Origin of the sequence: Thiomicrolovo immobilis, from assembly GCF_039645955.1 — a bacterium.
GTDB lineage: Bacteria > Campylobacterota > Campylobacteria > Campylobacterales > Sulfurimonadaceae > Thiomicrolovo > Thiomicrolovo diazotrophicus.
The window spans coordinates 566,173-583,254 of sequence record NZ_CP147916.1; the positions used below are offsets into that span (position 1 = coordinate 566,173).

The window sequence follows — 17,082 nt, forward strand, 5'->3', positions numbered from 1 at the left end:
AAAAATTATAGCCTAGCCTTGATAAATGGGCTCTTTATACCCTTTAGAGCTGGGCTTTAGGACGAATCTGCTACCCTTTCACATCCGTTGGATGGAGGTGAGATTTGGTTCGGGTCTTTTGGCTGCTTTTGGCGCCCCTGGTGTTGTTGGCGTCGTCGGTGGAAACGTACAAATGGAGCGAGGGTGAGAGCTATCTGATGTTCTTGGAGCGCCTCCATCTTCCGCAGGCGCTTTATTACGATATCGACAGCGACGATCAGAAGCTGACGGAGGAACTTCGCACCGGCATGCCCTATCAGGTGATGCATGATAGCAATGGCACGATCGAACAGGTGCTCATCCCCGTCTCCGACGAACTGCAGCTGCATCTCTACCGCAAAGCGAGCACCTTTGCCTTCGAAGCGATCCCGGTGATTGCGTCGACCAAGCAGGAGTCGATCACGCTCTCCATCGAAAACTCCCCCTATTACGACATACTCAAAGCGACAGGCTCCCGCTCATTGGCGCATGCCTTCGTTGCGGGCTTCAAAAACTCCCTGAACTTCCGCCGGGATCTGCGCAAAGGGGACCGGCTGGTGATGGTCTATACGCAGAAGTACCGCCTCGGAAGCCCCTTCGGCATGCCGGAGCTGAAGGTCGGTATGATCGAAATGCGGGGGAAACGGCACTCGGTCTACCTCAACAGCGATGAGCGCTATTATGATGAAAAAGGGCGCCAGGTAGAGGGATTCCTGCTCTCCAGACCCGTTCGAAACGGCCGGGTGAGTTCCGGGTTCACGCTGCGGCGCTACCATCCCATCCTCAAACGTTACCGCGCGCATCTCGGGGTGGACTATGCCGCCCCCCGTGGCACGCCGATCGTGGCCGCCGGCAGCGGTACGGTCATTTTTGCAGGACGCACCCGGGGGTATGGGAAGCTGATCAAGATCCGTCACAGCGACGGGTATGTGACGCTGTATGCCCACCAGAAGGCGTTCAGACGCGGCATTCATAGCGGCATGCGCGTCAAACAGGGGCAGGTGATCGGCTATGTGGGCAGTACGGGGCTTTCGACCGGACCGCACCTCCATTTCGGCCTCTATAAGAATGGCCGGGCGATCAATCCGGCACGGGTAGTCCAGGTGACAACGAAACAGCTCGGCGGTAAAGCACTTAAAGCCTTCAAAGGCCGGATGGCAAGTCTTGATACCCAGGTCGAGGAAGTACTTGCGCATCCGACGGAGGCCGTGAAAGTAGAGACGATCGATAACGCCTGCTATATCGATCCCGAAAGCTGCCGTCCGCTGAAAGGGGGGAAGATCAATGAAACACATCAGTGAGATCAAGCACGCCTTCGAGCAGTTCCTGCTGGCCAAGACGGAACATCTTCCCCATGCCAGCGAGATCGCTTACCTGCTTAAAAACGTTCACCAGGAGAACCCCGAGGATTTCCGGGGAATGCTCGGCCGGATCCCTCAGGATGTCCGGGGAGAGGTCCTGCTCGAACTGCCCGAAAAGCTCAAAGAGGAGGCGATCGAGTGTTACTCCAGCGAAGAGCTCGCTGAAGCAGTCGAGGGTCTGGATTCGGATGACGCCGCAGAGCTGATCGAAGATATCGTCGATTTCGACGAGGATAAGTCCGAGGCCGTTTACGAAAAGCTCGACGAGGAAGACCGCGAAGATATCGACAAGATCCGCAGCTACGAAGATGACCAGGCCGGGGCATGGATGCAGACGGAGCTCTTCGAAGCGACCCTTGACGAGACGGTACGCGATGCGATCGCTCGGCTCAAACGCCTGAAAGAAGAGGGCGAACTGGAGAACGTCCACCAGCTCTACATCGTCAATGACGAGCACCGTCTGGTTGCGACGCTTGCACTGGAAGATATGATCCTGATGGACTTCGAACAGACGTTCCGTGCGCAGATGGGACCCAAAGAGTTCCGGTCGGTCGAAGCGACCGATGACATCGACGAAGTAGCGACGATCTTCGAACAGTACGACTTCGCCGTGCTGCCGGTCGTCGACCATGACAGCCGGCTTGTCGGGCGGATCACTTCGGATGATATCTTCGACGTCATCGAAGAGCGCGCCACCGAGCAGATCTATAACCTCGCCGGGGTCAACGACGAGGTCGAGCAGGAAGAGGATATTAAAGGGGTTTTCAAAAACCGCGCAAGCTGGCTATTTGTCAACCTCCTGACGGCCATCCTCGCTTCGGTGGTCATCGGCCTCTTCGATGCGACGATCGCCGCCTATGTCCCGCTGGCGATTCTGATGCCCATTGTCGCGTCGATGGGGGGCAATGCGGGCACGCAGACCCTGACGGTTATGGTACGCCAGATGGCGCTGGGGGACATCGAGTTCGGCAATGCCAAATCGGCGCTCTACAAGGAGATTGCCGTTGCGCTGCTCAACGGACTGCTCTTTGCCCTGATTATGGGGCTGATCGCCTGGGCCTGGTTCCAGCTGCCGCTGCTGGGGGTGGTCATCGGGATGGCGATGATCATCAACCTCTTTATTGCCGGCTTTTTCGGCGCGTCCATCCCCCTGCTGCTCAAGCGGCTCAACATCGACCCGGCGGTCGGCTCGACCGTTTTGCTGACGACGGCGACGGACGTCTTCGGCTTCTTCAGCTTCCTCGGCCTCGCCAAGATTATCCTTCTTTGATTTTTCATTGAAGGGTTTGGCTCCCTCGTAAACATTTCTATAAGATCATTGATATTTGACGGTGCGGAAGAGCGCCATAGATGCATGCCCCCGAGGTAGTACATTTATGGCATGAGTCCATTGCTAAAGCAGGCATAGCGTCAGCGAAGTAGCCGAGCTTTTCAAGTAAATATCGCGAGGCGAAGGGTCGCTTTTACAGTTTGTAAAAATAAATGAAGTGCGGTTGACTGCACGCGCCCCGGAGGAAGTGCCCTTGGGGTATGAGCCCGCTGCTGAAGCGGACACAGCGTCAGCGTAGCCGGAGGGGCTTTCAAGGAAACATCGCGATGCGAACGGTACCCTTGTTTTGCTCCTGCGGCGTTAGAATTTATATGAAACGTTGGCGTAGAAGTAGCGGCCCGGTTCGTTCAGCAGCATGACATCCCCGGCGGGATCGAGGCTAAGCAGTGTCAGGTCTTTGTAGGTGTTCGAAACGGCGTAAGTAGCGTTGAACACGTTGTCGATACCGGCGATCAGACCGAAGTTGCGGTTGATGCGGTGATCGATCTTGAGGTTCATGACCGCCCAGGCGCCGATGGCCTGTTCACCGTTCTGCGCGTCGTACCGGTCCCACTGGTGCGCGGCGACACCTTCGATGGTCGCCAGGCTGTCATCATGATAGTTCCAGTTGAGCGCCAGGTGGCCTTTGAGCGGCGGGATGTCGGCGAGGTTGGTACCGTTCTGGTCTCTGAGCGCACTGTCCTTTTTGCCGTACTGGTATGCCGCACCGAAGTCGAGGTAGAGGGTATCGCTGGCAAACCATGTCCCGGCGATTTCGGCACCCCAGATCGTGGCATCGATGTTCTCGAACTTGTTCTGCGTGATCGTCGGCGTGGCGTTGTAGTAGATGTAGTTTTTCAGGCGGCTGTAAAAGAGACGCGTCTTCAGGTTGAAATTGCTGTAGGTGTTCGTCATCCCCAGGTCGGCTTCGTAGTTCGTCGTCTGATCAAGATCGGGCGTACCGACGATACTGCCACTTTTTTGGAAATAGAGCTCGCGGGCGTCCGGGACGCGGGAGGCCATACCGATCCCGCCGAAGAGGCCGAGGCTCTCCGTCAGGGAGTAGTCGGCAAAGAGGTTGAGGCCGACGGAGGTGTAGTCGTTGTCCTGCAGGGAGGGATTCCCCGAGGTGATGGCCGTGTCGTCGTAACGCAGTCCCAGCTTGTAGGCTGCATCGGTATAGCGTTTTTCCAGTTCGGCGAAGAATGCGACGTTGCGGGTGTCGGCATCGTTGATGCTTGGGCCCATATAGGTGCCGTTCATGTCATAAGCACCGTCCCAGTTGCGCAGGCTGCCGTCGAGGCCGAGGGTCAGGTCCAATGTGTCTGAAAGGGCCGTGGTGTTTTTGAGCGTCGCCCCCTGGATCGTGGAAGTGAGGTGGTTGGTCATCGTTCCCATCATCATGGAGGATTTGCGCCATTCGGTCCACATCGGGTGGTCGACGTAGGAGTAGTAGTAGGTTGCGCGGAGCTCCTTGGACCAGCTTGTCAGATCCGTGGCCACGTACTGGACGTTGTAGAGGTCCGAATTGTCGTAGCGGGCATCCATCCCGGAGTTGGGGTAGAGGACGCCGTCGCTGCGGTTGCCGGTATAGCCGAAGCGGAGCTCCTGGTTCTCGGCCAGGTTGACAAAGAGCTTTGCCATCACGGAGCGTTTCGCATAGGCGCTGCGGTCGCGTTCGGAGGGCAGGTAGGCATTCGGGGCTTTGGCGGTGCCCGCGGCGACGGCATTGTCGATCTGGTCGGCGAAGGTATTGCCGCTGCCGTCCTCGTACTGGCCGCTCCATTCGCCCGAGACGCCGATCAGCGCGCGGACCGTATCGTTCCCGCCTGTGAGGGTACCGGCGACTTTGGAATAGCCGAAGCTGCCGATTCCGGCGTTGAAGTTGCCGTGCACCCCTTTGTCCGGTTGGATGGTGTCGACGGTCACGAGGCCGCTGAGCGTGCCGGCGTGTTCGACGTCATAAGGCCCTTCGATGATGCTGATCGAGGAGATGTTGTTCGTGATGACATGAGAGGTCGGCGGGTCCATACGGTTGGGGCAGGCGCCGTAGATCTTGCCGCCGTCGACGATGACGTTGATATTGTCGCGCTTCTGCCCGCGCAGGATGATATCGTTGGCGATACCGCTGCGGCGTACCAGGGTGATGCTCGGCACCTGTTTGGCCAGCGCTTCCGCGGTGTCGGCGGATTTGATCTCTTCGGTGTTGACATCGCTGAGCGATGAGCTTTCGACGACGATGCTGCCGAGTGTCGCGACGTCGCCGTCCGTGGCGTTGTTCTCTGCCGCGTCATTGGCCAGCAGTGCGGCCGCGGCCAGCGAAACCAATACTGTTTTCTTCATTCTTGTCCTTCATTCATTTGCATTCAAAACCGTCAATAGTAGAGCAAAAGTGTTAGGAGTCTGTTAAATTTTTATCGCTTCTCGGAGGATGCGTTACAATGGCGCCCATGAATGACAAAACGAAACAGATCATCAAAATCGTGCTGCTGCTCGCCGGGTCGGCCTTCTTTCTTTTTCAGGGCTTTTCCCTGCTCTTCACGGAGCAGGAGGTGACGCCGGAGAAGGTCGAAGCCGTTATGCAGGGCAGCGCAGAGTAACGCAGGCGGGGAACTGCATCGTCACGCAGTGCAGCGAACCGTGCTGGCGGATGAGGACGCTGCAGTCGATGCCGATGACTTCCCGGCCCGGGAAGAGCGTTCTGAAAACGGCCAGGGCTTCGTCGTCGTGGGGGTCGTTGTAGACCGGGACGAGGACGGCGCCGTTGATGATAAGGAAGTTCGCGTAGGTCGCCGGCAGCCGTTCGCCCTCAAAATGGATCGCCTCGGTCATCGGCAGGGGAACGAGGGTGAAGGGCTCGCCATGGTCGTCGCGCAACGCGTGGAGCTCCCGCTCCATCTTCTGAAGGGCTTCGTAGTGCTCGTCGGCGGCATCCGTGCATTGGACGTAGCAGATGGTGTCGGCGTCGCAGAAACGGGCGAGGGTGTCGATGTGGCTGTCGGTATCGTCCCCGGCAAGGTAGCCCGAGGTGAGCCAGAGAGTCCGTTTCACTCCCAGGGTCTCGGTTAGGACGGCTTCGATCTCCGCACGGCTTGTCAGTGCGCTGTTGCGGTTGGGGTTGAGCAGACACTCTTCGGTGACGAGCAGCAGCCCTTCACCGTTGCTCTCGATCCCGCCCCCTTCGAGAATGAAACGGTGCGAAGTTGTGGGAGCGCCGTAGCATCCGGCGATCGCGGCGGTCATGGCGCTGTCCCTGGCCGCTTCGAACTTGCCGCCCCACCCGGTAAAGGTGAAGTCCTGGATCAGGCACCCCCCCTCCGTTTCGATGGTAATGCCGCTGCAGTCGCGGGCCCAGGTGTCGTCGGTCTTGTACGCTATGAAACAGCGGTTGGCTCCCGGAGCGACGTAACGCTGAACGCGGGCAATGTCGTCGCAGACGATCAGGCAGGGCTGATAGCGGGAGACGGCTTCGGCGATGCGGGCAAACGTGCGGCACGCTTCGTCCAGATAGGGGGCCCAGTCGCTGTCGGCGTGGGGAAAGATCAGCTGGACGAAGGACTGGGGTTCAAACTCGGCGGGGAGACGTTTCGGCTGGGGCACTGCTGGGCTCGCTATATTCAATTTATGACATTATAATGTCGTATGGCTTTTATCACCCTAGACCGCAAAGCGTTCCACCACAATCTCAATATGATCTCCAAACAGCTCCAGAGCCGTGACAAGATCGCACTGGTCCTCAAGGACAATGCGTATGGACACGGATTGAAGCAGATCGCGCAGGTCGCGAGTAAATACGGTGTCACCCGGGCTGTCGTCCGCACGATTGACGAAGCGGAACAGGTCCGGGACAAGTTCCATTACATCCTCGTCCTCGCGGATACGCCCGCAGTGCTGATGCCCGCGTACTGTTTTACCATCAACGCGATGGAGCAGATCAAGAGCTTTCCACCCGGCAGCCGGGTGGAGCTCAAGGTCGATACGGGGATGCACCGCAACGGGGTCCCGCCGCACCTGCTGCACCACGCTTTTGAAAAGATCAGCAAGAACGGATTGAAGCTCGAAGGGGTGATGACCCACCACCGCAGCGCGGACGAAATGGGGAGTGAATATTTCTGGCAGCGGCACACCTTTGAAAGCGTCAAACGCGAAGCCTTGATGCTGGCCAAACGCTACGGTTTCTCGAAGCTCCGCTTCCACTCCGCGAACTCCGCCGCGACCTTTAGAAGTCATGAAGGGCATGATGATATGGTACGCGTCGGTATCGCGGCGTACGGCTGTCTGGAGATGCCCGAGGGGCTGCCGCAGCCGGACCTGCTCCCCATCCTTTCACTCTGGGGCGAAAAGATCTCACAGCGGCGGCTCAACCAGGGGGAACGCGTCGGATACGGCGGCTGTTTCAGTGCCGACCGCCAACTGCAGGTCAGCAACTACGACGTCGGGTATGCCGACGGGCTGCTGCGGACGGCATCGAACCGCTACAGCGCACCCGGCGGCGAAAAAATGCTGGGGCGGGTCTCCATGGACAACTGCAGCTTTGTCGGCGAGGCGGATCAGCTACTCATCTTCAATGATGCCCGCAGCTACGCGCACGCGGCCGGGACCATCTCTTACGAGGTCCTTGTCGGCCTGGATCCCCGCCTGCCGCGCAAAATCATCGAATAGCGCTTACCGGGGCGTTTACCCGGTGACTTTAATTACCGCTTCGGCGAACACGACCCCGTCGATCCCCTCGAACGCCATCGCCTCGATCTGCGTCTCATCCTCAATATAGGCCAGCACCTTCGCATCGAAAAGATAGGTCTCGGCGACCTTCTGTACCGAAGGAGCCAGGGCGCTCTCGACAAGAATAAAGCGCGCGCCCGCGTTTTCGGCGAAGAGCGCCTCTTTCACGGACCCGGCTTCGAGGGCGAAGGGGATGTCGTTCGCGTTGCAGTAGGAAACAAGGTCGAGGTTCGCTATCCCCCACGCGAAAAGCACCGTACTGCCCGCAGGGGTCGTCGCGATCGCTTCGGGGCCGTCGATGTGGTAGAAAGGGTCAGAAGCAAGGTGCGGGTGGCCGAAGATCAGCATCTCAGGCGCCCTCCATGCAGCTTTTTGAACAGTAGTATTTTCCCTCTTTGATAAAGGCTTCCTTGACGCTGACGAAGACGCCGCAGGCTTCGCACGGCACCATCGTGTCATCGTCGCTCTTTTTAGCAGCCGTGTCGGACTTCGGTTTCTTGGTCACCGGGGTGCTTTTTTTGAAGAAGATGAAATAGACGGCGGCGATAACGCCGAGGACAAGCAGGATTTTCAAGAGCATGCGGTCTCCTTGGGAGGGTTGATAAGAAGGTAGTGGCGTTCCCCGGTCTCGATGATGCGGTAGGGCAGATCCTCGGGCACTTCGTTGTAGACGTTCTCGCCCTTATAAAAGAGCAGCATTGTTGCCGCGTCCCGGTAGGGGGCACTGAGGTTCAGGAGCATCCCGGTATCGGTCACGGCCCGGGAAGTGATGAGGTCGAAGCGCTGATCAGGAAGCGCCTCGACGCGGCAGTTGGCAACGGTGACGTTCTCCAGGTTCAGCGTTGCTTTGACGAACTGCAGGAACCCGGCACGTTTTTGCAGCGGTTCGACAAGGGTCCAGCGGGTCTGCGGCTGCGCCATAGCGAGGATCAGCCCGGGGAACCCCGCGCCGGTCCCGATATCCATCGCCGTCGCTACCGGAGGCAGAAAGGTGAGGGGGTAAAGGGCGTCGTAAAGGTAGTATTCGATCGTCGCGGCATCTTTGTAGCCGCTGAGGTTATGGACCTTGTTCCACTGCAGGAGCAGGTCGCGGTAGCGCTCCAGGTGGGAGAGCAGCTGCGCGGGGGCGTCGGGGAGGGCGGCGATCTTCTGGGCGAACGTCATGATTAAATGAGATGCCCCATCTGCTCTTTTTTGACCTGCAGATAGTTTTCGTTGTGCTCGTTGGGGTCGATGACGATGGGCAGGCGCTCGACGATCTCGACCCCCTCGATGGCGTTGATCTTCTGCGGGTTGTTGGTCAGCAGGCGGATCTTCTTGATGCCGTAGTGCGCGAGGATAAACTGGACCATTTCATAGGTCCGTTCGTCGGCCGCAAACCCCAGCTGGTGATTGGCCGCGACGGTGTCGAAGCCTTTGTCCTGCAGGGCATAGGCGTTGATCTTGTTGAGTAGCCCGATGTTACGCCCCTCCTGTCGCAGGTAGATGACCATGCCGCCCTCTTTTTCGATCATGTTGAGGGCATAGGCGAGCTGGTCGCCGCAGTCGCACTTGAGACTGCCCAGGGCGTCACCGGTGAGGCACTCGGAGTGGACGCGCACGACCGGGGTGTCGCCGAAGGGCTCGCGCAGGATGGCCAGGTGCTCTTTATGGCCCTGTTTGAAGGCTTGGACTTTAAACTTCCCGAAACGGGACGGGAGGTTTGCAACATCAGAAATTTTTATATTTTGAAGCAAAAACAGTTCTTTAACGATGGAATTGTTACAATGCGATTATAGCAAAATTGTCAAGGGTGAACATGTTCCAACGTTTCCGCCGTAACCGGCTCAATTCCCATCTGCGTGCTCTGGTGCGCGAATACCACGTCCGTGCGGACGATTTTATCTATCCTCTTTTCGTGCGTTCGGGCGAAGGGATCAAGACGGAAGTTGCCTCGATGCCGGGTGTTTTCCAGATGAGCATCGACGAAGCCATCCGCGAGTGCGAAACGCTAAAGGCACTGGGGATCTACTCCATTATCCTCTTCGGGATTCCCGACGTCAAAGACTCCGTGGGCTCCGATGCGCTGGACGAGAACGGCATCATCGCCACGGCCGTCAAAGCGATCAAGCGGGCCCACCCCGAGATGTTCGTCGTCACGGACCTCTGCTTCTGCGAATACACCGACCACGGCCACTGCGGGATCATCGACCATGTACATGAGACCGTCGACAACGACGCGACGCTCGCCATCTCCGGTCAGCAGGCGATCATCCACGCCGAAGCGGGGGCGGATATGATCGCGCCTTCGGGCATGATGGACGGGATCATCGAGACCCTGCGCACGGCGCTTGACGGCAGCGGGTACGAGAACCTGCCGGTCATGAGCTATTCGACGAAGTTCGCCAGCGGCTACTACGGCCCCTTCCGTGACGTTGCCGAATCGACGCCGTCCTTCGGGGACCGCGCGACCTACCAGATGGACCCGGCCAACCGCCGCGAGGCGATCGCCGAGAGCATCGCGGACGAAATGCAGGGCGCCGATATCCTGATGGTCAAACCCGCGCTCGCCTACCTCGACATCATTCGCGACATCCGCGAAGCGACCTCCCTGCCGCTCGCGGTCTACAACGTCAGCGGCGAATACGCCATGCTCAAACATGCAGGAGCGGCCGGGCTGATCGACTACGAGCGGGTCATGATGGAGACGATGCTCGGCTTCAAACGCGCCGGCGCGGACATCATTATCAGCTACCACGCCAAAGAGGTGGCGGGGCTGCTGTAGCCTTTTTCGCACTTTACGATATAATGGGCGCTTTCATTCCGGGGAAACCCGTTACGCCGTGAGCAGAAAATGCGACACTTTTTAACCCTCAGAGATTACACCAAAGAGGAGATCCTCTCCATCATCGACCTCGGACTGCAGATCAAGTCCGAGTGCAAACGCCGCGAACACAAGCCCTATCTGGACAAGCAGACGCTGGCGATGATCTTCGAGAAGAGTTCGACACGGACCCGGGTCAGTTTCGAGACCGGGATCTACCAGCTCGGCGGACAGGGGCTCTTCCTCTCCAACCGCGATATTCACCTGGGCCGTGGCGAGCCGGTCAAAGATACGGCCCGCGTCATCTCCTCCATGTGCGACATGGTGATGATCCGCACCTTCGAGCAGAGCATGCTCGAAGAGTTCGCCTCCTTCTCCAAGGTCCCCGTCATCAACGGCCTCACCGACAGCTACCACCCGGTGCAGCTGCTGGCCGATTATATGACGATGATCGAACACGGTCAGGCGGAGAACCCTGTTGTCGCCTATGTCGGCGACGGCAACAATATGACCCACTCGTGGCTGATGCTCGCCGCCAAGCTCGGTTTCGAACTGCGCGTGGCAACGCCGAAAGGGTATGAAGTCGATGCGGCGATCCTGGCGGACGCCCTGGAGATGGCAAAGAGGAGCGGTGCCGTCATCAAGGTCGGGAATGACCCGAAAGAGGCTATTGCCGGTGCGACAGTCGTGACGACGGACACCTGGGCCTCCATGGGGCAGGAGGACGAAAAGGAGCAGCGCGTCCGCGATTTTGCCGGCTACATCGTCGACGAAGCGAAAATGGCGCTTGCTGCGGAAGATGCGATCTTCCTGCACTGCCTGCCGGCCTACCGGGGGCAGGAAGTGAGCGAAGGGGTCCTCGAAGGTCCCCAGAGTGTGATCTTTGACGAGGCGGAGAACCGCCTTCATGCCCAAAAAGGATTGATGGTCTGGCTCGATCGGGCGCGTTAAAATCTGTTTAATTGACTTTGATGCTCCTTCACCCTATAATAGTTTTAATCATAATTAAACTGTTAAAAAGGGACCAAGGTTATGAAACGTTTTGCCGCGACTCTCCTGACGTTTGCCGCTATCGGCGCCTCACTGTATGCTACGGAGGCTGCCCCCGAACTCAATTCACAATACCACGACTCGAGCAAGTGTAAATCCTGCCACGCCGCCATTGTTAATGAATGGTCCGGTTCCTATCACGCCAAATCACATTATAAACATGACGAGTATCTCCGCCAATCGATGGAGTACTACGCCCGCAAGACGCGCAAGCCCATCAACGCCGTGAAGGTGGAGTGTGCCGCCTGCCATAATCCCCGCGTTGCCGTGACGTCGACGGATATCAATTACCAGATCGATGTTCTGATGGGATTGGACGAAGGGAGCGAGGTCAATGCCGCGGTCAGCGACAGTTCGCTCTCAGAGGGGGTCAACTGCCTCGTCTGCCACAACGTCGACAGTATCAACCATGACCTTCCGGCGGACAAGCGGGGCGTGCACCGGATCAAGTGGAACCCGGTCGGCATCATGAGCGGTCCGATTGAGGACGCGAAGTCCCCATATCACAAGACACAGTACCGTGACTTCTTCGGCAAGGACCCAAAACAGCTCTGTTTCGTCTGCCACGCCAATGACCGTTCAACGGAGAACTTTGTCTTTGCCAACACGCAAAAAGAGTACAAAGATACGAAGAAGCAGTGCGCCGACTGCCATATGAGCCCGAAAAAAGAGGGGGTCGCGTCGAACCTTCCGATCGACAACGGCAAACCGAAGAAGCGTATGGTCCGCGAACATGGCTTTGTCGGAGCCCATACGAACTGGCTCTGGCAGGATGCCCTGGGGATTGAAGCGAAAAAGAGCGGCGACAGCTTTATCGTGACGCTCAGCAATGAAAACCCCCACAACATCCCGACAGGCTTCGGCGCCCGGGAGCTGATCCTCGACGTCATCTACCGCAGCGGTTCCAAGGTGATCGAAACGAAGAGCATCTCGATGACCCAGCACTATACGGACAAACGGGGCAAACCGACGATCCCGCACCTGGCGTCAAGCTCGACAGATGATATGTCCGTCCCGGCACAGGGTTCGAAGACGTTCAAAGTCCCGATGGTCAAAGGGGCCGGACAGGTGACCTTCGAACTGCACTACCGCCTGGTGAATGATGAAATCCGCTCACTGCTTGAGCTGAAAGAACCGCAGTGGAGCGAGAAGAAGTTCATCAACCGTACGACCATCCGGCTCTAAAGCGGGGCCGTGGAGCCCGCTTAGCGGTTAATGAGCTTGATCATCACTTCGTCGTCCGCGGTCTCGGCGGGGCGGAAGAAGTGTTTTCCGCAGAACTCTTCATTGATGGTTCTGCACAATCCTTTGGCATAGATCATCGCGGCGTCTTTGGTATCAAACGACATTTCCGAATCAATGTTTCTCGCATCTTTGAAGCATCCGCACTCTTTTTCCAACTTTACCGTAACCATTGTTCTTTCCTTATCGTGGTGTTTTACAGAGATAAAACTGCGGTTGCATAGGCTATTCTACAGCGGGGTATAAAAGGGCCGGAAAAGGTGTTGATCAGACAGAAGAGTGGGGGAGATAACGGTGCCGCCGATACCGGCGGCTTCGCGGTGTGACGAACGGCTCAGCCGTTCATCGCCAGGTTGATGGTCATTTCGTTATCCGCCGTTTCCGTAACGCGGAAAACATGCTTCTGGCAGAAAGTCTCGTTCATATCGCTGCAGAGCTCCTGAGCATACAGGAGGGCGTCGTCTTTGTTTTCGAAGGTCTTGACCGCTTCATAGTCCGAACGTTTGAAACAGCCGCACTCTTTTTCCATTTTAACTGTGATCATTTCTCTATCCTCAATGAAATTCAGGAGCAGCATTCTACAGGGGATGGTTTAAGGGGGAGTAAAAAATTGGAGTCAGGTCGCCCGGGGTGGGCGCAGCGTCAGTATGCGGCGCCGGTGGCGCTGCGGACCTTCTCGATGATCGCGCGGGCGGCTTCGCTGGCCTTGGCCGCGCCGGCTTTGAGAATGTCGCGGACCTCGTCCTGGTGCGCTTCGTAGTAGGCGCGCTTTTCGCGGTAGGGGCGGAAATGCTCCCAGATCACCTCGGCCAGGTAGAGCTTGAAGTGGCCATGCCCTTCGCCGCCGCGCTCGTAGCGCTCCTGGAGCGCAAGGCACTCGTCCTCCTCGAGGAAGAGCTTGGCGATATTGTAGACGTTGCATCCGCGCCACTCTTTGGGCTCCTCCATCGGGACGGCCTCGGTGACGATCTTCTTGATCGTTTTGAGCTGGGCCTTCTCGTCGCCGAAAATGTTGATCGTGTTGCCGTAGCTTTTGCTCATCTTCTGGCCATCGATGCCCGGGACCGTCGCAACGTTCTCGTCGACACGGAATTCGGGCAGTTTCAGGATGTCGCCGTAAGCGTTGTTGAAACGGATGGCGATATCGCGGGCGATCTCGACGTGCTGGATCTGGTCCTTGCCGACGGGGACGACGTCGACGTCATAGAGCAGGATGTCGGCCGCCATCAGTACCGGGTACGCAAAGAGGCTGTGGTTGGCGGAGATCCCTTTGGCAACCTTGTCTTTGTAGCTGTGGGCGCGCTCGAGCAGTCCCATCGGGGTGAAGGAGGAGAGGAACCAGTAGAGTTCAAGGACCTCTTTGACGTCGCTCTGGACCCAGAAGGTCGATTTTTCCGGGTCGATGCCCAGGGCGAGGAAGTCGGTGGCGGCCTGCATCGTCAGTTCGGAAAGGCGCCGGCCGTCTTGGACCGTCGTCATAGCGTGATAGTTGGCGATAAAGGCAAAAACCTCGTTCTCCGCCTGCGAATCGACCATGGCTTTGATCGAGCCGAAATAGTTGCCGATATGCAGGTCACCGGAGGGTTGGATGCCTGTAAAAACTCTCATTGCTTCTCCTCTTTTGGTCGCGGCATTATAGCGTAAGAGGTTGAAAAGGGGCGCAGCGCCCTACAGGCAGCGGAATGTTTGATATCAATTTAGATATCTTCTGTTATACTTTTTTTATCCCAAAAAGAAAAAGGATTTACGATGAATACTCCTATTCGCACAAAAGATATTACATTGACGGACAATACCCGCGACCACGTTCTGAAAGCCAAAGAACAGTTCATGAAATTCGGACTCGATATTACGACGATCAATGTACTGCTGAGCAAAGTTAAAAACGGCGTTGAAGCAGAATTCGATATCCATATCGCCCACAATACACCGGTTGTGATTACGCAGCAAGACGCCGACCTTGATGCGGCGATCGATATGGCCGTCGAGCGTGCGAATAAAGCCCTCCGCCGTCTGCACGACAAACTCAAATCCCACCGCGGACCGGGCCTCAAAGACATTGAGGTTCAGGAGGCCTAAGGGTCATGGAAAAGCGCAAAGTGGTCTGCCCCCACTGCGGGCAGGTCAATGCCGTCCCGGTCAAAGAGACCTATGCCAAGGCCAACTGCGGCCACTGCAGACACTCCCTTCTCGATACGAAACCCATTGCCCTTGACGGTAGCGCCTTCGACAACCAGGTCGCCAACAGCGATATCCCGGTCATCGTCGACTTCTGGGCCCCGTGGTGCGGCCCCTGCCGGATGATGGCGCCGGCGTTCGAGGAAGCCGCAACTTCTTTTGCGCTGAAAGCCAGGTTCGCAAAGGTCAATACGGAAGAGCAGCAGGGGCTGGCATCGCGCTTTCATATCCAGTCCATCCCGACGCTGATCGCCTTCAAAGGGGGGCGTGAAGCCGACCGGGTTTCCGGCGCCCTCAGCGCCGAGCAGCTCCGGCAGTGGGTCGGGCGGTTTCTCTGATATAATGCTGCCCCATGAAACGGGGCATGACATTGAAACTACTTCTTCTACTTCTACTCTCTTTAACACTGGCTACGGCAGATGACAATGTGACAGCGGACGATAACGACTACTCCGTGCGGGTCGGATACGGTTTCTCCGATGAAAGCGATCTCGGCGAAATTATCTCTTTGATGGGCAACCAGCACCCGGCTGATACGTCGGCGGGCGGTGTCGAGTTCGGATACCGCTTCTCCCGCGATACATGGGGACTTCCCCTGGACTTCTACCTTAAAGGGGGAGTGAACCGTTTCTTCGAGAACGGCTATCAGAACGACTTTATGGAGATGACCCTCTATATCAAGGCCTACTGGAATTTCCGGCCGTGGGAGCGCACGATCCGCCTCGGGTTCGGGGAGGGCGCCTCTTATGCCTGGGGCATCCCCTACGTCGAGAAACTCGAGGCGCAGGCCGAAGGCGACCACAACTCACGCTTTCTCAACTACCTCGATATCTCTCTCGATTTCGATCTGGGGCGCATGGTCGGTGCCCGACCGCTTTATGATACCTATATTGGGTATGCTCTCAAACACCGATCGGGTATCTACGGGGCGATCAACGGTGTGCGCCGCGGCGGATCGAATTACAACCTCTGGTATGTTGAACACAACTTTTAGGAGCACTACATGGAATACTACAACTGGATACTGGCCTTTCACGTCATGAGTCTCATCAGCTGGATGGCGATGCTTTTCTATCTGCCGCGCCTCTTTGTCTACCACACCGAGCATGCGGCCAATGCGGGCTTTGTCGAGGTCGTCAAGATCCAGGAGCACAAGATCTACCACTATATCGGCGTGCCGGCGATGTGGGCAACGATCCTCAGCGGCGGCACGATGATCGCGCTCAACCCCGGTCTCTTCCAGGGCGGTGGCTGGCTGCATGCGAAACTGACGGCGGCGCTGCTGCTGATCATCTACCATTTCACCCTTGGGCGCTACAAGAAGCAGCTGGCGGAGGGGACGTGCACCAAAAGCGGCAAGTTCTTCCGTGCCTACAACGAAATTCCGACACTGCTGATGATCTTTATCGTCATCATGGTGGTCATCAAGCCCTTCTAACTCTGCAGTGCTTCGGCCTCGGCAAGACAGGCCAGCCCGAAGGCTTCCGCATCGGTTTCGGGGGAGTACTCCTCCGTCTGTATGGCAAGCATGTGATCGTTTTTGAGCATGCGCTGCAGACGCTCCGACAGCGGGACGAGGTCCGCTGCATGGGCATGGGAAGTCAGGAGCGCGAAGGCGGCGGGTGAGAGACGGAAGAGCTTCTCTTCCCTTCGGCAACTGTCGTGCAGATCCTTGACAAGCTGCTTGAGGTTCCGTCTGTGGATGGCTTCCTTGTCAAAGACCATCAGGATAACGGAAAAAGAGGCATGTTCGCGCCGGGCGGCCAGGGCATGTCCCGTACACTCATCCAGGAAAGCCTGGGCATTGTACAGCCCGGTCTGAAAGTCGATACGCTGGTTGGTTTCCAGGTCGATACGGACATACCGGTAGATGAGGTAGAGCAGGTAGAAGATCAGCAGGCTGCCGAAGAGCCCCAGCATAAAGAGCGTATTGAGCAGCCGTTTGCTTTTCGCTTTCATGACGTTGTGCAGGTCAAAAAGCGTGTGATTGCCGTGGAGCCAGCAGAGCTCCCCCTCCTTGTTCAGCGTTTCGTCTGCAGTGTCCGATGCTGTTTTGATCATTTCCCAGCATGTTTTCATCGTACCGTAGCTGCCTGCCAGCGTTCTTTCGGCTTCGCCGGGGTGTAACAAGGCGGGATAGACCAGCTCAGAGGAGCGGAACGCTTCATCAATTTCCGTCTCTATCCCGCCGTTTTCCGCCGGGTTTGTGATATAGCGCTGAATGGAACCGCCGATGAACGTGAGCCGTTTGAGCAGGGCCTCGTCATCGTTCCGGTTGTCGAGTTGGTAGGAGACGGTGAAGTATGCCAACGGCAGCAGTAACAAGAGGATGACGGTAAAGGCCGCCAGAAAACTGGACCGATTCTTCACGTGCACTCCTTTTGAATAGATTGTATTTG

At 57.3% G+C, this 17,082-nt stretch carries 21 protein-coding genes; 11 read left to right on the forward strand and 10 right to left on the reverse strand.

Going from position 1 to position 17,082, the window contains the following annotated elements; all coding sequences use genetic code 11:
• Window positions 1-104 precede the first annotated feature (104 nt).
• A complete protein-coding gene (locus WCX72_RS02910) occupies window positions 105-1,319 on the forward strand; it encodes a peptidoglycan DD-metalloendopeptidase family protein (protein WP_345970778.1) in 1,215 nt (404 codons plus the stop codon).
• The gene (gene mgtE / locus WCX72_RS02915; protein WP_345970779.1) at window positions 1,303-2,649 is read left to right on the forward strand and encodes a magnesium transporter; all 1,347 of its coding nucleotides are present in this window, start codon (window positions 1,303-1,305) and stop codon (window positions 2,647-2,649) included. The genes WCX72_RS02910 and mgtE overlap by 17 nt, the downstream gene beginning before the upstream one ends.
• A 360-nt stretch (window positions 2,650-3,009) precedes the next feature.
• Here mgtE and WCX72_RS02920 read toward each other — a convergent pair whose 3' ends face one another.
• Entirely contained in the window at window positions 3,010-5,031 is a 2,022-nt protein-coding gene (locus WCX72_RS02920) for a TonB-dependent receptor (protein WP_345970780.1), read from the reverse strand.
• Between the two features lie 107 nt (window positions 5,032-5,138).
• On the opposite strand from WCX72_RS02920, the gene WCX72_RS02925 reads away from it, so the two are divergent.
• Window positions 5,139-5,288 (forward strand): hypothetical protein, encoded by a 150-nt coding sequence (locus WCX72_RS02925; protein WP_345970781.1) that lies wholly within the window; start codon window positions 5,139-5,141, stop codon window positions 5,286-5,288.
• Here WCX72_RS02925 and WCX72_RS02930 read toward each other — a convergent pair.
• A complete protein-coding gene (locus tag WCX72_RS02930; protein ID WP_345970782.1) occupies window positions 5,266-6,288 on the reverse strand; it encodes an agmatine deiminase family protein in 1,023 nt (340 codons plus the stop codon). The genes WCX72_RS02925 and WCX72_RS02930 overlap by 23 nt on opposite strands.
• Window positions 6,289-6,330: 42 nt before the next feature.
• On the opposite strand from WCX72_RS02930, the gene WCX72_RS02935 reads away from it, so the two are divergent.
• Window positions 6,331-7,350, forward strand: a complete 1,020-nt coding sequence (locus tag WCX72_RS02935; protein WP_345970783.1) for an alanine racemase — start codon at window positions 6,331-6,333, stop codon at window positions 7,348-7,350.
• Window positions 7,351-7,365: 15 nt separating this feature from the next.
• Here the strand turns inward: WCX72_RS02935 and WCX72_RS02940 are convergent, their stop codons facing one another.
• From WCX72_RS02940 to ribA, 4 genes are read right to left on the reverse strand one after another with little or no spacing between them, the layout of a single operon-like run.
• Window positions 7,366-7,758 (reverse strand): hypothetical protein, encoded by a 393-nt coding sequence (locus WCX72_RS02940; protein WP_345970784.1) that lies wholly within the window; start codon window positions 7,756-7,758, stop codon window positions 7,366-7,368.
• A gap of 1 nt (window position 7,759) precedes the next feature.
• Window positions 7,760-7,990 carry a PP0621 family protein gene (locus WCX72_RS02945; RefSeq protein ID WP_345970785.1) on the reverse strand — a complete coding sequence of 77 codons (231 nt, stop codon included), beginning with the start codon at window positions 7,988-7,990 and terminating at the stop codon, window positions 7,760-7,762.
• Complete coding sequence (gene rsmG / locus WCX72_RS02950; protein ID WP_345970786.1) at window positions 7,981-8,574, reverse strand: 16S rRNA (guanine(527)-N(7))-methyltransferase RsmG; 594 nt, start codon at window positions 8,572-8,574, stop codon at window positions 7,981-7,983. Before rsmG ends, WCX72_RS02945 begins: the two co-directional genes overlap by 10 nt.
• 2 nt (window positions 8,575-8,576) lie before the next feature.
• Window positions 8,577-9,146, reverse strand: coding sequence for a GTP cyclohydrolase II (gene ribA / locus WCX72_RS02955; RefSeq protein WP_345970787.1), 570 nt, complete (start codon window positions 9,144-9,146; stop codon window positions 8,577-8,579).
• 62 nt (window positions 9,147-9,208) lie between these two features.
• Between ribA and hemB the strand changes: the two genes are divergently transcribed.
• The 3 genes from hemB to WCX72_RS02970 all read left to right on the forward strand — a co-directional run bounded on the left by hemB (window position 9,209) and on the right by WCX72_RS02970 (window position 12,448).
• Window positions 9,209-10,174, forward strand: coding sequence for a porphobilinogen synthase (gene hemB / locus WCX72_RS02960; protein WP_345970788.1), 966 nt, complete (start codon window positions 9,209-9,211; stop codon window positions 10,172-10,174).
• A 69-nt stretch (window positions 10,175-10,243) separates the two neighbouring features.
• Window positions 10,244-11,164, forward strand: coding sequence for an ornithine carbamoyltransferase (gene argF / locus WCX72_RS02965; protein ID WP_345970789.1), 921 nt, complete (start codon window positions 10,244-10,246; stop codon window positions 11,162-11,164).
• Window positions 11,165-11,245: 81 nt separating this feature from the next.
• Entirely contained in the window at window positions 11,246-12,448 is a 1,203-nt protein-coding gene (locus tag WCX72_RS02970; protein ID WP_345970790.1) for a multiheme c-type cytochrome, read from the forward strand.
• A 20-nt stretch (window positions 12,449-12,468) separates the two neighbouring features.
• Here WCX72_RS02970 and WCX72_RS02975 read toward each other — a convergent pair whose 3' ends face one another.
• The 3 genes from WCX72_RS02975 to trpS all read right to left on the reverse strand — a co-directional run bounded on the left by WCX72_RS02975 (window position 12,469) and on the right by trpS (window position 14,113).
• Complete coding sequence (locus WCX72_RS02975; RefSeq protein ID WP_231020359.1) at window positions 12,469-12,678, reverse strand: hypothetical protein; 210 nt, start codon at window positions 12,676-12,678, stop codon at window positions 12,469-12,471.
• 161 nt (window positions 12,679-12,839) lie between these two features.
• A complete protein-coding gene (locus WCX72_RS02980) occupies window positions 12,840-13,049 on the reverse strand; it encodes a hypothetical protein (RefSeq protein ID WP_345970791.1) in 210 nt (69 codons plus the stop codon).
• Between the two features lie 98 nt (window positions 13,050-13,147).
• The gene (trpS, locus tag WCX72_RS02985; RefSeq protein WP_345970792.1) at window positions 13,148-14,113 is read right to left on the reverse strand and encodes a tryptophan--tRNA ligase; all 966 of its coding nucleotides are present in this window, start codon (window positions 14,111-14,113) and stop codon (window positions 13,148-13,150) included.
• Window positions 14,114-14,254: 141 nt separating this feature from the next.
• Between trpS and raiA the strand changes: the two genes are divergently transcribed.
• The 4 genes from raiA to hemJ all read left to right on the forward strand — a co-directional run bounded on the left by raiA (window position 14,255) and on the right by hemJ (window position 16,121).
• A complete protein-coding gene (raiA, locus tag WCX72_RS02990) occupies window positions 14,255-14,584 on the forward strand; it encodes a ribosome-associated translation inhibitor RaiA (RefSeq protein ID WP_231020362.1) in 330 nt (109 codons plus the stop codon).
• A 5-nt stretch (window positions 14,585-14,589) separates the two neighbouring features.
• Window positions 14,590-15,021, forward strand: coding sequence for a thioredoxin TrxC (trxC, locus tag WCX72_RS02995; protein WP_345970793.1), 432 nt, complete (start codon window positions 14,590-14,592; stop codon window positions 15,019-15,021).
• Window positions 15,022-15,110: 89 nt separating this feature from the next.
• On the forward strand, window positions 15,111-15,677 hold the full coding sequence (locus WCX72_RS03000; RefSeq protein ID WP_345970794.1) for a hypothetical protein: 567 nt from the start codon (window positions 15,111-15,113) through the stop codon (window positions 15,675-15,677).
• A 9-nt stretch (window positions 15,678-15,686) separates the two neighbouring features.
• Complete coding sequence (hemJ, locus tag WCX72_RS03005; protein ID WP_231020365.1) at window positions 15,687-16,121, forward strand: protoporphyrinogen oxidase HemJ; 435 nt, start codon at window positions 15,687-15,689, stop codon at window positions 16,119-16,121.
• Here hemJ and WCX72_RS03010 read toward each other — a convergent pair.
• Entirely contained in the window at window positions 16,118-17,053 is a 936-nt protein-coding gene (locus WCX72_RS03010; RefSeq protein ID WP_345970795.1) for a hypothetical protein, read from the reverse strand. The two genes, hemJ and WCX72_RS03010, sit on opposite strands and share 4 nt — an antisense overlap.
• Window positions 17,054-17,082: the final 29 nt, after the last annotated feature.

Excerpts from the sequence above, each read along its gene's own strand:
- mgtE (WP_345970779.1), top strand. The coding sequence starts at position 1,303 with ATGAAACACATCAGTGAGATCAAGCACGCCTTCGAGCAGTTCCTGCTG.
- WCX72_RS02920 (WP_345970780.1), bottom strand. The coding sequence starts at position 5,031 with ATGAAGAAAACAGTATTGGTTTCGCTGGCCGCGGCCGCACTGCTGGCC.
- WCX72_RS02925 (WP_345970781.1), top strand. The coding sequence starts at position 5,139 with ATGAATGACAAAACGAAACAGATCATCAAAATCGTGCTGCTGCTCGCC.
- WCX72_RS02935 (WP_345970783.1), top strand. The coding sequence starts at position 6,331 with ATGGCTTTTATCACCCTAGACCGCAAAGCGTTCCACCACAATCTCAAT.
- WCX72_RS02940 (WP_345970784.1), bottom strand. The coding sequence starts at position 7,758 with ATGCTGATCTTCGGCCACCCGCACCTTGCTTCTGACCCTTTCTACCAC.
- WCX72_RS02945 (WP_345970785.1), bottom strand. The coding sequence starts at position 7,990 with ATGCTCTTGAAAATCCTGCTTGTCCTCGGCGTTATCGCCGCCGTCTAT.
- rsmG (WP_345970786.1), bottom strand. The coding sequence starts at position 8,574 with ATGACGTTCGCCCAGAAGATCGCCGCCCTCCCCGACGCCCCCGCGCAG.
- hemB (WP_345970788.1), top strand. The coding sequence starts at position 9,209 with ATGTTCCAACGTTTCCGCCGTAACCGGCTCAATTCCCATCTGCGTGCT.
- argF (WP_345970789.1), top strand. The coding sequence starts at position 10,244 with ATGCGACACTTTTTAACCCTCAGAGATTACACCAAAGAGGAGATCCTC.
- WCX72_RS02970 (WP_345970790.1), top strand. The coding sequence starts at position 11,246 with ATGAAACGTTTTGCCGCGACTCTCCTGACGTTTGCCGCTATCGGCGCC.
- WCX72_RS02975 (WP_231020359.1), bottom strand. The coding sequence starts at position 12,678 with ATGGTTACGGTAAAGTTGGAAAAAGAGTGCGGATGCTTCAAAGATGCG.
- WCX72_RS02980 (WP_345970791.1), bottom strand. The coding sequence starts at position 13,049 with ATGATCACAGTTAAAATGGAAAAAGAGTGCGGCTGTTTCAAACGTTCG.
- trpS (WP_345970792.1), bottom strand. The coding sequence starts at position 14,113 with ATGAGAGTTTTTACAGGCATCCAACCCTCCGGTGACCTGCATATCGGC.
- raiA (WP_231020362.1), top strand. The coding sequence starts at position 14,255 with ATGAATACTCCTATTCGCACAAAAGATATTACATTGACGGACAATACC.
- trxC (WP_345970793.1), top strand. The coding sequence starts at position 14,590 with ATGGAAAAGCGCAAAGTGGTCTGCCCCCACTGCGGGCAGGTCAATGCC.
- hemJ (WP_231020365.1), top strand. The coding sequence starts at position 15,687 with ATGGAATACTACAACTGGATACTGGCCTTTCACGTCATGAGTCTCATC.